The sequence below is a fragment of the Anaerotruncus sp. 80 genome (assembly GCF_009936115.1).
GTDB classification, from domain to species: domain Bacteria; phylum Bacillota; class Clostridia; order Peptostreptococcales; family Anaerovoracaceae; genus Senimuribacter; species Senimuribacter intestinalis.
The window spans coordinates 69,869-84,662 of sequence record NZ_QWES01000011.1 but is presented as its reverse complement, the minus strand read 5'-3'; the positions used below and the strand labels follow the sequence as shown (position 1 = coordinate 84,662).

Annotated in this window: 13 protein-coding genes; 5 read left to right on the top strand and 8 right to left on the bottom strand. The window is 46.0% G+C overall.

The window, feature by feature from the left end:
- The first annotated feature begins 230 nt into the window (after positions 1 to 230).
- Entirely contained in the window at positions 231 to 1,460 is a 1,230-nt protein-coding gene (locus D1155_RS06925; RefSeq protein ID WP_160201661.1) for an ATP-binding protein, read from the top strand.
- 315 nt (positions 1,461 to 1,775) lie between these two features.
- Here D1155_RS06925 and D1155_RS06920 read toward each other — a convergent pair whose 3' ends face one another.
- From D1155_RS06920 to hslO, 5 genes are all read right to left on the bottom strand, one after another.
- Positions 1,776 to 3,344, bottom strand: a complete 1,569-nt coding sequence (locus D1155_RS06920; RefSeq protein WP_160201660.1) for a ClC family H(+)/Cl(-) exchange transporter — start codon at positions 3,342 to 3,344, stop codon at positions 1,776 to 1,778.
- A 1-nt stretch (position 3,345) separates the two neighbouring features.
- Positions 3,346 to 4,860 carry a DUF1846 domain-containing protein gene (locus D1155_RS06915; protein WP_160201659.1) on the bottom strand — a complete coding sequence of 505 codons (1,515 nt, stop codon included), beginning with the start codon at positions 4,858 to 4,860 and terminating at the stop codon, positions 3,346 to 3,348.
- Between the two features lie 171 nt (positions 4,861 to 5,031).
- Positions 5,032 to 5,445, bottom strand: coding sequence for a DUF1934 domain-containing protein (locus tag D1155_RS06910; protein WP_160201658.1), 414 nt, complete (start codon positions 5,443 to 5,445; stop codon positions 5,032 to 5,034).
- Positions 5,414 to 6,457: a D-alanine--D-alanine ligase family protein gene (locus D1155_RS06905; RefSeq protein ID WP_201759547.1), complete on the bottom strand. Its 1,044-nt coding sequence runs from the start codon at positions 6,455 to 6,457 to the stop codon at positions 5,414 to 5,416. The genes D1155_RS06910 and D1155_RS06905 overlap by 32 nt, the downstream gene beginning before the upstream one ends.
- 15 nt (positions 6,458 to 6,472) lie before the next feature.
- Positions 6,473 to 7,387: an Hsp33 family molecular chaperone HslO gene (gene hslO, locus D1155_RS06900; RefSeq protein WP_160201657.1), complete on the bottom strand. Its 915-nt coding sequence runs from the start codon at positions 7,385 to 7,387 to the stop codon at positions 6,473 to 6,475.
- Between the two features lie 156 nt (positions 7,388 to 7,543).
- Here hslO and D1155_RS06895 point away from each other — a divergent pair, with 156 nt between their 5' ends.
- From D1155_RS06895 to D1155_RS06880, 4 genes are all read left to right on the top strand, one after another.
- Positions 7,544 to 8,851, top strand: a complete 1,308-nt coding sequence (locus D1155_RS06895; RefSeq protein ID WP_160201656.1) for a trypsin-like peptidase domain-containing protein — start codon at positions 7,544 to 7,546, stop codon at positions 8,849 to 8,851.
- Positions 8,852 to 9,355: 504 nt separating this feature from the next.
- Positions 9,356 to 10,015 carry a TetR/AcrR family transcriptional regulator gene (locus D1155_RS06890; protein ID WP_160201655.1) on the top strand — a complete coding sequence of 220 codons (660 nt, stop codon included), beginning with the start codon at positions 9,356 to 9,358 and terminating at the stop codon, positions 10,013 to 10,015.
- A 6-nt stretch (positions 10,016 to 10,021) separates the two neighbouring features.
- Complete coding sequence (locus tag D1155_RS06885) at positions 10,022 to 11,272, top strand: MFS transporter (protein WP_160201654.1); 1,251 nt, start codon at positions 10,022 to 10,024, stop codon at positions 11,270 to 11,272.
- Positions 11,273 to 11,393: 121 nt separating this feature from the next.
- A complete protein-coding gene (locus D1155_RS06880) occupies positions 11,394 to 12,101 on the top strand; it encodes a GntR family transcriptional regulator (protein WP_160201653.1) in 708 nt (235 codons plus the stop codon).
- 581 nt (positions 12,102 to 12,682) lie between these two features.
- On the opposite strand, the gene hypB is transcribed toward D1155_RS06880, so the two are convergent.
- From hypB to D1155_RS06865, 3 genes are read right to left on the bottom strand one after another with little or no spacing between them, the layout of a single operon-like run.
- Complete coding sequence (hypB, locus tag D1155_RS06875) at positions 12,683 to 13,354, bottom strand: hydrogenase nickel incorporation protein HypB (protein WP_160201651.1); 672 nt, start codon at positions 13,352 to 13,354, stop codon at positions 12,683 to 12,685.
- Positions 13,355 to 13,362: 8 nt separating this feature from the next.
- Entirely contained in the window at positions 13,363 to 14,412 is a 1,050-nt protein-coding gene (locus D1155_RS06870) for a DUF5692 family protein (protein WP_160201650.1), read from the bottom strand.
- Between the two features lie 36 nt (positions 14,413 to 14,448).
- Complete coding sequence (locus D1155_RS06865; RefSeq protein ID WP_160201649.1) at positions 14,449 to 14,793, bottom strand: hydrogenase maturation nickel metallochaperone HypA; 345 nt, start codon at positions 14,791 to 14,793, stop codon at positions 14,449 to 14,451.
- Position 14,794: the final 1 nt, after the last annotated feature.

Below are 14,794 nucleotides of genomic sequence, written 5' to 3'. Positions count from 1 at the left end.
TTCCACCTCCTGCACCAATCCTATCACATCCCTAAAAAGAAGTAAACAACGCAGCAATAAGCTGTAGAAAATCCGCCGTAAGTGGTAATACGCTCATAAAATCGTACAGCTTTTCGACTTCTTTGTCGAAAACTATATTTTTTGGTAAAGTTTCAGATTTGCAAGTCGTAAATTCTTGACCTTTCTGAGTTTTCAAGTATAATAAAGAAAAGAAAATTAGGAGGTATATCATGACCGAACTTATCAATCGTCCCGAGTATTTAAATCAGCTCGTTGAGCATAGAGATGTAGATTTAGTCAAAATCATTACCGGTATCCGCAGATGTGGGAAGTCATCTTTGTTAGATCTGTTCCATCAATATTTATCTGATAACGGAGTTTCGGAAAGAAACATTATTCATATGAACTTAGAGTCTCTTCGCTATCGTAATCTTACTAACTATCTGGCATTCTACGACTATGTCAGTGAGCAGCTTCCAAAAGACGGAAAAACTTATCTGATATTCGATGAACTACAAGTCGTGGAGCATTGGGAAAAGGCTATCGAATCTTTTCGTCTCGACTTTGATGTGGATATCTATATCACCGGTTCCAATGCTTACCTGCTTTCCACAGAATTTTCAACACTGCTTTCCGGTAGATATGTAGAGATCCGTATGCTGCCTCTGTCATTTAAGGAGTTTCTGAATTTTTACGAGTTTGCTCCATCGGTCACTGTAGAAGAAAAGTTTCAAAGATACCTACAGTTCGGCGGCATGCCAATTCTACGGGAATATCAATTTAACGAAGCAAGAATCAATCAGGCGCTGGAAGGCATTTATTCCACTGTAGCACTACGAGATATTCTACAGCGTAATAATCAGGCAGATCATGGCATGCTTCAAAAGATTATGCTATTCCTTTGTTCCAATATCGGCAGCATCACTTCCCCCAATAATATCGGAAATATCCTATCCAACGAGGGCGATATTCAAAACAGTAAAAAGAAAAATATTGCAGGTAAAACAGTAGATAAATATATTTCCATGCTGCGTAACGCTTTCATCTTTTACTCCGTCGGAAGATATGATGTAAAAGGCAAACAACTGCTGAAAACATTGGAAAAGAATTACATTATTGATATGGGATTCCGCAATATGCTACTCGGCTACCGAGATGTGGATCGAGGTCACATTATCGAAAATATCGTATTTTTGGAACTGATTCGCCGCGACTACCGTGTATATATCGGCAAAGTCGGAGAAACAGAGGTCGATTTTGTCGCCGAAAAGCCGAATGACAAATTATATATCCAGGTGACGGAAAGTATGCAATCGCAGGTAACGCGTGAACGGGAACTCCGGCCGCTGCGCATGATTCCCGACAACTACGAGAAAATCGTATTATCAATGGATAGAAGTTATATCAACTCTTACGACGGCATCAAGTCCTTATATTTAATCGATTGGCTGCTATCCTAATTCCGGTGACGTAAAAGCCCCTATGAGCAGCAAACACTGCCACTCATAGGGGGCTTTTGTAATTTCACTAAGATTCTTCTGCAAATCTTTTCACAAGGCGCAAAATCAATTCTACACACATCTCCATTTCCTGTACATTGGCAAACTCTGTGACTGCTCAGTATTACAGCAAATACATAAGCCAGCACGTAGTTACCCTCACCCCAGCAATTGCAAGCCATTACCCCATGATAGGGAATCAAAAACAGAATAAGGCTGCTTCTCAGGTTGTCGATATAGCGTATTCTCTCCATAAAACCTCACCGGTACGCAAAACTACATCTTAATCTTCCTGCAAATATTATCCAGCTTCTCCTCTACTTTCTGCACATCTCCCTGGGAACACAGCAAAATCAGTTTATCGCCGCCTCGCAGCACGGTGCTGCCGCTGGGCACAATTTCCTTATTCTCACGCTCCACAGAAACCACGAGACAGCCCGGCGGCAGCAGCATTTTTTCGATTTTTTCGCCGTCCATACGGCTGCCGATATAAACCTGCGCTTCCATCAGCACCTTGTGTCCGCGGGTTTCCTCTGTCGTACCATAGGATGCGCGCTTTGCCAGCATACGGGAAAGTAGCTGATCATAAATAGGTTTTCCGTGGAGCAAATCCGCAGCAATATAAGCAGCCAGCGCCACTGTCGCAACAGAAAGGAAATTTTTAAAGTCACCTGACATCTCCGTAATCAGAATGATACCGGTAACCGGCGCACGCACAATTGCAGAAAACAGTCCCGCCATGCCCAGGATTACAAAATTGGCAAGGTAAATATCCTCGAATCCGAAAATATTTCCGGCTCCCACTGTAAAGAGCCCGCCACTGATTGCGCCCAGTACCAAAAGAGGCAGAAATATACCGCCCGGCACGCCGGAGCCGAAGCTCATCATGGAAAAACAGAATTTCAGTATCAAAAGCACCGCCAGCATAGACAGTCCAAAGTTTCCGGCAGCAACTTCCGTTACCAGCCCATGACCGCTACCAAGGGCGTAAGGAAAAAATGCCGCCAGTCCTATAACGCAGACGAAAGGCACTGCAATGCGCATAGAGCGCCGCGGCAATCTGTCATAAGCATCCTGCACCTTTGCAGTGACCCAGTTATAAAATACGCCGAAGACGCCCAGCGCAATCCCCAGAAGAATAATCATCCAGTACCGGGACAGCGGCAGTTTTCCCTCTACAGACAAGCCGAATACCGGGCTAAGCCCAAAGATATAGGAAGAAACAAAATCGCTGGCAATGGACGCCGCCATGGTGGACAGCAGTATTTCCGTGGAAAAATTTTTATGCAGTTCTTCCAGAGAAAAGACCACGCCGGCAAGAGGTGCACCGAAAGCGCCGGCAAGACCTGCACCAGCGCCGCAGGTCATGAGCATTTTCTCCTCGGTGCGAAGTCTGCCCGACAGACGTGAAAAGCCCTTTCCAACCATAGCCCCCAGCTGAATGCTGGGGCCTTCACGACCGAGAGAAAGTCCTGCACCGATGGCACAAACACCGCCGATAAACTTGGCACAGATGACTTGCCACCAGTTTTGTTCCATCTGTCCCAGCAGCTCCCCTTTGACCTGGGGAATGCCGGAACCTGTGCACAGAGGCACCTTGCGGCTTGCGTACCAAACCACTATATAAGCGCAGATCAGCGCTGCCAATGCGCAAATAAGGCTGCTCACCCCACCAGTTTTCACTGCAAGAAGAACAGAGCCTCTGAGAGACTCTGCCTGTTCAAGACCCATGCGGAAAGAAGATACCAATAGCCCGGTCAAAAGACCGACCCCAATCCCCTCTACAATGAGCCTGTATTTTGAAGTTTCAAATCGTTCTAACGTAATTTTCGTCTTGTTCTTCATCTTAATTCGTATATAAGTTAGTGGTAACGTATTCCGGGTCGCAGGTTACATCAATGCCCAGAGCGCGCAGTGTCTGCTCGTCACGGTCACTCAAAATCGCAGTGCAGTGGGCACGGCAGCCTTTCAAAAGCGGCAGCTTGCTGACTGCAACGGATGCAAATGGATTCTGTGTGCCGGATACGGTCAATGCCATGAGAACCTCTTCGCAGTTCAGGCTTGTCCTGTCGTAATCCAGAATATCTGTCTTCAGCTTCTGGGTGGTTTCCAGCACCTGCGGTGTGATAATCAGCATGTCATCGGCAAGACCGGATAATTTCTTGATAGCGTTGAGGATTGCCGCCGCTGCTGCGACCATACGGCGGGAGCTTCTTCCCGTCACAATGGTGCCGTCCGGCATTTCGATTGCCATAACGACCACATTTTCGTAGCGCTTGTCGCAGTTTCTCTTTTTCTCAGCGTAATCTCTGGCAGGCTGCACCACCTTACGGTCGGACACGTCTTTGCCCACTTCTTTCATCAAAAGCTTCGCCCGTTCCAGGCAGCCCTCAGAAATAATCCCTTTCTTGTAATCAACCTCTGCCAAAAGATATCTTCTGATGATTTCCTGACAAGCGGCTTCACGACAGACTTCATCATCATTGATGACAAAACCGATTCTATTTACACCCATATCGGTCGGAGATTTATACTCGGCTTCCTCGCCTGTAATCTTTTCGATGATTCGCTTTACAACCGGAAAGACCTCTAAATCGCGGTTATAGTTGACTGCCGTTTCTCCATAGGCTTCCAAATGGAAAGAGTCAATCATGTTAACGTCCTTTAAATCCACTGTTGCTGCCTCGTAAGCAATATTTAGAGGATGCTTCAGCGGCAGATTCCAAATCGGAAAGGTTTCAAACTTAGCATATCTCGCCTTAGTTCCTCTGATAAAATCGTGATAAAGCTGGGAAAGACTGGTCGCCAGCTTACCGCTGCCGCCTCCAGGTCCTGTAATCACAACCAGCGGTTTGGACACCTCAATATATGGATTTGCACCGTAGCCCTCCGGGCTTACGATGGTGTCCACATCGGTCGGATATCCTTTTGTGAATCTGTGTTTGTAGGTTTTGATATTGCGGCGTTCCAGTTTGTTAATGAACGTATTGACAGCCGGCGCATCCTCGTATCTGGTTACAACGACGCTATTGATGGCAAGATCGTACTTTCTGAAGGTGTCGATGAGACGCAGAACCTCCAGGTCATATGTAATACCGAAATCCTGACGAGTCTTGCTGGTCATAATATCGCCTGCATAAATGCAGATAATAATCTCCGCCTGATCTTTCATATGCTGCAGAAGCTTAATCTTCGCATTTTCATCAAATCCCGGCAGCACGCGCATCGCATGCTTATCGTGAACCAGCTTGCCGCCGAACTCCAAATAAAGCCTTTCTGCATTACCGTGATTAATTCGCTCTAAAATATACTTCGACTGCTCTTCAATGTACTTTTCTGGATCAAAACCTTTTTTTAACATGAATTCCTCCGTTCTTTATCTATTTGTGTTACTTTATGAAAATTTTATATTGACAACTGCACTGCCCAAAGCACGGTTGTAACTATCATCGCAGCGATGATGAGCACCACCAGCACCTGTGCGATTCGTCTTCTTTTCTTATCCATCTTGTAAATCCCCTTTCCTGCTGTTTCACTGAGTTACTTCGATTTTCAGTTTGTTGCGCCCTTCCGCAATACCTCCAAGATTCACCTGATAGTCAATGCAGATATCTCCGAATCCGTCTTCCGACAGGTTATTTTCAACCTCATTGGTCAAAAGCTCCATCTCCAAATTTCCATAAGGCGTGTGATAACTGCTGCTAAAGCGCTTTCCTTTTTCAAATACCAGTTCCGTGCCAGCCCCTGCGCCGCTGCCAATTCTGCGCATACGAATGCAGTCATCGGTCAGCTTCAGGGTCGTCTTGCAACCCGGAAAGCCGGAAAATTCGCTCTCGTCATACATCAAATATCTTGCGCCGTCGCGCTCGTACAGTTTCCCCTCAGTAATGAACTCCATGCGGTCTTCGTCATTCTCAGAGAACTGTCTGCCTGTTATTTTTAGCATAATATCTCTCATAACCAAACTCCACAATCCTTTCAATCAATTCTGTAAATCCGACGCCCATTTCTTCCCACATCTTCGGAAACATGCTGTATTTGGTAAAGCCGGGTATCGTGTTAATCTCGTTTATGTAAACTTCTCCAGTTTTTTTATCTACAAAGAAATCAATTCTGGAAAATCCGCTGCAGTCACAAGCCCTATAAGCTTCCTTCGCCAGAGTACGGATTTTCTCGTAGGTCAGTTTAGGAAGCTGCGCCGGAATGGAAATCTCCGTACCCGAATCATCGGTGTACTTTGCGGTATAGTCATAAAAATCAAGCTTTGCAACGATTTCTCCCACTGCGGCAACCTGCGGCTTGTGATTTCCGATAACACCGGTTTCTACCTCTCTGCAGTCGATCCCCTCTTCAATAATAATACGCCTGTCATATTTTGCAGCAAGGAGAAGCGCCTGCCTCAGCTCATCTGCATTTCTTACCTTGGAAATGCCCACGCTGGAACCCATATTGGAAGGCTTGACAAACATGACATACGGCAATTCTGCTTCAATGTCCGCTATGATTTCCTCCATGTGTTCTGCAAGGTCTTCGCTGTACACCAGCTTGTATCTGCTGGTCGGAAGCCCTGCCTCTTCAAAGATTTTCTTTGCGGAAACTTTATCCATACACAGCGCCGATGCCAGCACCCCGCAGCCGGCATAAGGCATATCCAGCATTTCAAAGAGTCCCTGAATCGTGCCGTCCTCGCCGTAAGGTCCATGAAGCACCGGAAAGATAAAGTCTGCAAGGTCCTTTAGCTGAGATACTGTAATGTCCTCAGCTGTTTCCTCCCATGCTCCGGAAGGAATCTCCGAAAGCTCACCCAGGTACAGCTTCCACTGACCTTCTCTCGTAATTCCAATCATGACCACCTGATACTTATTTCTGTCGATGGCTTCGATGACTGAAGCTGCGGACAGCAGTGATACCTCGTGCTCGCCTGAACGGCCGCCAAAGATGACTCCTATTCTTTTCATAATAATCCCCCTACCTTACATTTGCTCATAAATACGCTCAAGATGCGCTTTGTCAAAGAAATATTTCTTCTCGCAGAACTGGCACACAAGCTCAGCCTGCCCGTCTTCATCGATAATCTCACGCAAATCCTTTCTGCCGATGGTCATAAGGATCTGTTCCAGCCTTTCTTCACTGCAGTCACACTCCCACCTGATTTCTCTGGTTTCTGTCTTGTCTGGCATAAGTTCTTCCGGCATATCTTTAAAAATCTCCTCCAGCAAGTCAAGTACAATACCTTCTTCGGTTTTTCCGGCGGAGCGAACCATGACTTTCTCAATGCTGGTTGTCATCGGCGGCATTTTACCAATCATGTCTTCCAGCGCTGTCACCGATTCCTCCAAAGCACCCGGCAGCATCTTGATAATCATACCGCCAGCGCAGAGCACCTTTCGCTCTCTGGAAATTTTAACCCCCAGCGCTACGGAAGCGTTCTGCTGCTCGGAAATATAGTGGTAGGCAGTCAGGTCATCTGCGATTTCACCGGAAACCAAAGCGATCGTTCCTACATATGGCTCCTTCATGCCCAAGTCTTTAATCACTGTCAGATCTCCAACACCAAGGCTTGCGCCTACATCCAGATGTCCGTCTGCGCGAAGAGGCAGCTCTACATCGGGATTAGAGATATACCCCTTAACTCTGCCGTCTCCATAGGCAGTTGCCAAAATCTGTCTGGCAGGTCCGTCTCCTTTAAACTGTACCGTCAGCTTATTTTCTTCGTTCTTAAGATCCAGGCTCATCAGTCCCGCACCGGTAAGAACTCTACCCAGCGCCGCTGTAGCAAGGGGCGTGGTATTATGGATTTTTCGGGCTTCTTCTACCATGTCGGTGGTGATAGTCAGGCTGACACTGTAAGAGCCGCTTTTGTCGATTGCTGTAATTACTTTGCTCATATTCTATGTTTAACCTCTCGTTTATTAATTCACACATTCAATCATATATTTTATCATACTCTTGACAATTTTAACACAAAAAAACCACATTTTTCAGCTATAATTTGGGTATATTAAGAGAAAAAGATTTTTTACATCAGAAAGGCAGGAATTCAAATGGATAACTGGGATAACAACAATGAACATAGAGAACCAAACTTCGTCATGGTAGGCGACTGTTCACCTAAGACTGAAACTGATTATTCGCCTGAGCCAGAGCCTGTACAGAAGCCCCTGTACGATCAGCCGCAGAGCGAGTATGCAGGACAGACGGGTTATACTTACTATCAACAAACACCGCCTGCCCCTCCGAAAAAGAAAAAAAAGGATCCAAAATACATTACCCGCAGGGCTTTTGTCATCACGCTAATCTGCTGCATGCTAGCAACCTCAGGTCTGACCATTGGCGGCTATACACTTCTGGCTGACTCCGGACTGGTAAGCGGCGGCGGAAAAACCGTATCTGCAACCAACTACACGCTGGCAAAAGCTACTGGAAGTGAGAAGTCCGTACAGGAAATCATTGCCCAGAACGAAAACGCAGTAGTTGAAATCAGAACAGAATCCGTCGCTATGGATAACTGGCTGCAAAACTACGTAACCCAAGGTGCAGGCAGTGGCGTCATCGTAGATACCAAAGGCTACATCCTAACCTGCAACCACGTTATCGACGGCGCTTCCAAAATTACGGTCACATTGAAAGACGGTACAGAACTGGATGCAAAAGTAGTCGGTAGCGATGCACAGAACGATATCGCAGTGTTGAAAGTCAATGCAAAGAATCTGACCGCTGCTTCTTACGGAGACAGTTCCCAGCTGTCGGTAGGTGATATGGTTGTGGCTATCGGAAATCCTCTGGGTCAGCTGGGAGGAAGCGCTTCCAGCGGTATCATCAGTGCACTGGACAGAACGATCACCGTAGAGGGCAGAGAAATGACCCTGCTGCAGACCGATACTTCCATCAATCCGGGCAACTCCGGCGGCGGACTCTTCGACCAGTATGGCAACTTAATCGGTATTGTCGTAGCTAAATCTTCCGGCTCCGATGTAGAAGGTCTGGGCTTTGCCATCCCAATCGCAAAAGCTGCTGAAATCGCCAAAGACCTCATCGAAAACGGTCACGTTACCAATCGTGCAGCAATCGGCATCTCCGTTCTGGATGCTTCCAGTGCAGAAGTTGCAATGCAGTATGGTCTGCGCATGACAGGTGTTTACATTCAGGAAGTCACCGGCAGCGAAGCACAGAAGGCCGGATTTAAAGCAGGCGACATGATTTACTACGTAGAGGACACCAAGATTGAAAATCAGGCAACTTTGGTCAGCGCACTGAACAAACACAAGCCTGGCGATAAAATCAAGGTCACCGTCATTCGTGACAACCAGACCGTTGAAATCACTACTACCCTGATAGAAGCAACTGAATAAACGTTTCATCTATATTGATGCACCGCTGTCAAAATTGTCAGCGGTGCTTTTCTTGCTGCAGTCATGGTTGCGGCTGCAGCTTAACCCAAATAAGGTTTTTTTCAAAAAAATGTATAAGCGATTCTCTAAATCTTAACCGAAAATCAAAAAATCGACAAAAAATGTATACGAACATCGGACTGCGATCGGGCTGCAGCCGACTGGCAGACCAATTTAAGTATAAAACTTGCATTTTACGTATTTTTTTAGAGTTTTTGCTGACATCTTGCACAATATGCAAGCCAAAACAGATTGCTGACCAGACCTTAGGCAGACCTAGACCAAATAGGTTATACATTTTTTTGAAAAAATCCCCATTTAGGTTAAGTTCCACTCCGTTTTCGCCGCATTCACGCTCGCTGTATGCCCTTGACAAACATACCGTTGGTATGTTATCTTTATATACATACCAACGGTATGTTTCATTTTCATACACGTACACCATACAAAAAGGAGGCTGCTATCATGAGCAGAAATAAACACCCTGAGGAAACAGTTCAAAAAATCCTGGACGCATCCACTCGGCTATTTATGGAAAGAGGATACGAAAACACCTCGATTCAGGATATCATCAATGAACTGAAAGGGCTCAGCAAGGGCGCTATCTATCACCACTTTGCATCAAAGGAGGATATTCTGGTTGCAGTGATCGACCGCCTAACATGTGACTCCAACAAAATGCTGGATGAAATCCGTGACCGCACAGATCTCAGCGGCAAAGATAAACTGAAAACTATTTTTAAATCGTCCATCTGCCGTCCGGTGCAAAACGATATTTTTAGAATTGCGCCGGATTTTAAGAAAAATCATAAACTCCTGTTTCTGCTAATCGATGATACGATTAACACGGTTGCACCCGATTACATTCTCCCCATTATCCAGCAGGGGATTTCTGACGGCACCATCAAGACAAGCTATCCTGCCCAGCTTGCTGAGTTGATTATTCTTGCTGCCAACGTTTGGACGAATCCAATGATATTTAACAACACCCCAGAGGAAACATGCAACAAATTTATGATTCTCAATCAAATGCTGCAGGGCTTCGGGCTGGATATTCTGGACGATGACATGCTGCAGCGTCTCCATGAACTAGCTACAATTTATAGCGATAGCAAGAAAGGATAAATTCACATGAGCAATACACTATTTACCAGGGATTTCACGCTGGTTATAACTGGACAGATTATTTCACTATTCGGTAACGCTATTATTAGATTTGCGCTACCTTTATACCTTCTGAATCAGACCGGATCTTCTGCGCTGTTTGGAACAGTAACAGCTCTTGCTTTTATTCCGTCCATTCTGCTTTCTCCTGTTGGAGGTATCATTGCTGACAGAATCAATAAGCGTACCATTATGGTAGTGCTGGACTTTTTCACGGCATTGATTATCGCAGCATTTGCGCTGCTTCTTAGTTCTGTGGATTTTGTCACACTGATTACAGTCACTTTAATGCTGCTGTACGGCATTGCCAGTGCATATCAGCCATCGGTATCCGCAAGCATTCCTGCGCTGGTAAAGCCGGATTACTATGTGCAGGCTAACTCTGTCATCAACACGATCAATTCCTTTTCTTCCCTAATCGGACCGATACTTGGCGGCATTCTCTACAGCTTTTACGGACTAATGCCGCTGCTTTGGATTTCCACTGCGTGTTTCTTCCTGTCAGCAGTAATGGAAATCTTTATTCACATGCCTCATACCAAACAGTCTGCTGGCGGCAGCATATGGCATATCGTAAAATGTGACTTTGGTGAAAGCTTTCACTTCATTCGCAGGGATAAGCCGATTATTATAAAAGTTCTGTTGGTAATCTGCGGAATCAACCTATTTTTGTCCGCTATGATTGTAGTTGCCACGCCATATCTGATTACGGAGGTGCTGGACTTTGAACCGGCGCTGGGCAACAGACTCTTCGGTTTTTCAGAAGGCGCTTTTGCGCTGGGCGGACTTGCAGGAGGTATCAGCGCAGGACTTTTTGCCAAAAAGCTTACACTGTCCAAAGCAGGCAATTTCCTGATTGCTTCTTCCCTTATGATTTATCCTATGGCATTTGGACTTATGTTAATCTCCTCACCATGGATTAATTACTTCATCATCACTGGCTGCTTCTTCTGCCTCATGATTTTTTCGACCCTGTTTTCCGTGCAGATGCTCGCCTTTGTGCAAGGGGAAACTCCACAACATTTAATCGGCAAAGTGCTTTCTGTCATTATGACCCTCTGCACCTGTGCACAGCCTTTGGGCACTTCCCTTTATGGACTGTTCTTTGACTTCTGCAGCGGTCGGGAGTACATTGTCATATTCTTTGCCGCCACGGTGTCTCTGCTGATTGCAATTTCTACAAGAAAAATCTTCAAAGGGCTCAGCAAAGACGCCTGAACTGTTGCCTGCAAGCCAGTTTTGATTTACTTACCGGCAAAGGCGTGTTATAATTATTTTGGTTATACCAATACCAAATCAAATTGAAATGGCACACGCAATTTCCAGTCAGGAGACCTTTATGGAATTTAAAAAAATCGCATCACCTTCGTTAAAGGAACTTTTCATAGAACAGCTGGAACACATGATTCTTTCCGGTAGTCTCTCCATCGGAGAGAAACTTCCTTCCGAGCGTCAGCTTGCAGAAACCATGCAGGTGAGTCGCGGCGTAGTCAACAGCGGTCTTGCCGAACTGGAAAAGAAGGGTTTTCTGGAAGTTCACCCTCGAAGCGGCACTTATGTCTCTGACTATCGCAACAAAGGTACGCTGGAAACTCTAATCTCCATCATGAACTATAACGGCGGAAAACTGCGTCGTGATGAAGTCCGCTCTATTCTGGAAGTCCGCATCGCGCTGGATACGTTGGCTGTTAACCTGTGCATCGACCGAATCACCGAGGAAGAAATTCTGCAGCTTCACAATCACGTAGAAAAAATTCGCACCGCCTCCTCCATAGAAGAAGCAGTGAATGGCGCTTATGCCTTTCAGAATGCCCTTGCGTTTTTCTCAGGGAACACCTTGATTCCGTTGATATTTCATTCCTTTCGGGCACCGGTTTCCACCATGTGGGAGCGTTTTTGCATGCTCTACGGTATCCATGCCCTTTATGAAAACAACTTCGGTCTTTGGGAACACATCAAGAATCGCGACAAAGAAGGCGCTGTCGCCTGGATTAATACTTCCATCGGCGAAAGCATCCACGGAAGCAGAGAAATTTACTTTGAATAACTGCAATAGAGCTGTCTCAAAATGAAATGAGACAGCTTTTTTTCGACTTTCGACCAACGCGCCCGCTTGAAACAGTTAGTCTGGCAGGTTCGTGTACGGGAGTAAGATTAACAGCAAGAGAATGAAGACATGCCGTACCTGTGATTTGCCCCGTGCCACGTTTGGGATTGATTTCTGTATACATGGCGGAGACCTGTGAAAAAGCGCCACATATAAAAGTGTTTTAAGAAAAAATGGCGGCTGCAGAAAGAAATACCGACAGAAAGTCGGAGAAACTTTAGCATCCTACAGTAAAATATCAAAAAAGTGGGTATCAGGCAGCAGGCGCGCGCCAGCTTTTTAGAAAATGAATCCAAATATGGCGTTTGGCAGATGGCTGGCGCCATGTATACAAAAAAACGCTTTGAATATGGCGTTTTCCAGGAGGTGAGCGCCAGATATCCAAAAAAATCTTGAGATTATGGCGCGCCGTTTTCTCAGCAGCATAAGCTGCCGCATACCTATCATAAAATCAAATAGAATGTCAAAAAAACTGCTATGCAGTCAGATGAACTTTTTGCATAGCAGTTTTCCTTATGAGCTTACGCCTGTTTCCACGTCGCTACTTCATCTCTCAGCCACTGGCACCATGCTTCCACGCCTTCCCCTGTCTTTGCAGAAACCGGGAAGATTTTCAAATCAGGGTTTCTCATGTGCGCATACTCCTCCACCTTCTCCATGTCGAAGTCAAAGTACGGCAGCACATCTGTTTTATTGATGATGAGCACGTCACAGACCCGAAAAATCAGCGGATACTTCAGCGGCTTATCGTGACCCTCAGGAACAGAGAGAATCATAGCGTTCTTTACCGCTCCGGTGTCAAATTCTGCAGGGCATACCAGATTTCCTACATTTTCCAGAATCACCAGATCAAGTTCGCCCGTTTCCAGCTCACGCAGTCCCTGCCGAGTCATATCTGCGTCCAAATGGCACATGCCTCCTGTGTGCAGCTGAATAGACTTTACACCGGTCTCTGCAATGGCAGCAGCATCCACATCAGAATCAATGTCGGCTTCCATGACGCCTATCGCCATCCCACTTTGCAGTGCTTTGACAGTCTGCTTCAGCAGGGTAGTCTTTCCTGCTCCCGGCGAAGACATCAGGTTCAGCAGAAAAGTCCCCTGCGCCTTCAGTTCCTCTCGCAGCGTCTTAGCATCAGCATCATTACTGGCAAAAACACTTTCCTTTACTTCTATCACCTTATACTTATCCATATTTTCACCTATTTGATCACAGCTCTTGCAGCCGCATCCTTGTAATATTTAAAGTCAGTGAAGACTTCGCCCTTATACGGATTGGTCTTTGTCCTCATGGATTTTCTCACGATGTAAAGCAGTGCAATAATATTGGTAATCAATGCCAGCGCACTGACAACGGTCATTGCTGTCGGGTCTGCATTGACTGCATTTCCTGCCATGATACCGTTCATCGTTCCGTCAGCATACTGGGTTGAGATGGTCGCCCACGCAAATCTGCTGCTTCCGTCTGCAAAAGTCTCCTGGAACAATGGGAATACCTGTGCAAACATGCACCAAATACAGAGAGTATTTGCACGGTTCATAATCCAGCCGCCTTTGTTCCACAGAAGCGCTGCGATGGTCGGTGCCAGCAGCAGTGCCACGCCGCAGAACCAGGAATGGGTCGGCAAACAGTTGTAGGTATAAGCAAAATTCCAGATATCGTACACGATGATATACACCCAAATCATATCAGGCCAAATCATATCCTTTCCATCTTTGGAAGAATAAACTGCCCACCAGCCGGTCATACAGAAGATGTTCAGAATACCTGCAATACCGTTCATCACATTGTGCCAGCCTCCATAAAGCCATACGCCCTCAGAAGACAACCACCAGGAGCCCCATCCGTTGATAGCGGACTCAAAATCGCTGGCCACGGCGATCAGAATATTGATGGCTACGATGGCAAATGGAAAAGCCTTGAACCAGTGCTTTTTACCAATTCCCCATTCATATTTAATCATCATAAATCCGATACAGCCTGCCAAAGATGCGTATAACTTCGCGTAGTGGAACCAGCCGTTCATATACAGATAAGTCTGGTTATTCAGCGCCCACTCAGCACCTGAACCCGCTGCTACAGCGATAACTACAAAGTATACCGTCAGCGCTGCTGGTAATACGCCGAACATCAGAAGACCTCCAGTCTTGGTTCTTCTGGCAAATTCATTGAGCAAAATCAGTCCAACAAGAACCGCAAGCATTGCAATCCATTTCGCTGCCGCGCCTGCTCCATAAACATGAAATAACATAAACAATCAACTCCTTTTCTTCTTTCTTAAATTAGCCTAACAGCCTTCTATCTCTTTAATCATGACTTGATTTCCCTGCAGCAGCCAGGTTTTCTCGCTGCCGCAATGGGGACAAATTTTCCCGTACTCCACTGTGCCATAGGTTTTCTCACAGTTTTCGCAGTAGGTCACCGCAGGAATCTCCTCAATCAAAAGCTCCGCTTCCCGAGTCAGGTCATTTTTGTCTGCCGCCCATCTCCAGCAGTCGGTCAGATAGTGAGGTATCACCGAAGATACCTCCCCCAGCTCCACCGTAACAGAAGCAACCTTCGTCAGTCCGTTTTCTTCTGCTGTTTTCTCCACGCCTTTGATGATGTGAAATACAATCCCAAGCTCGTGCATT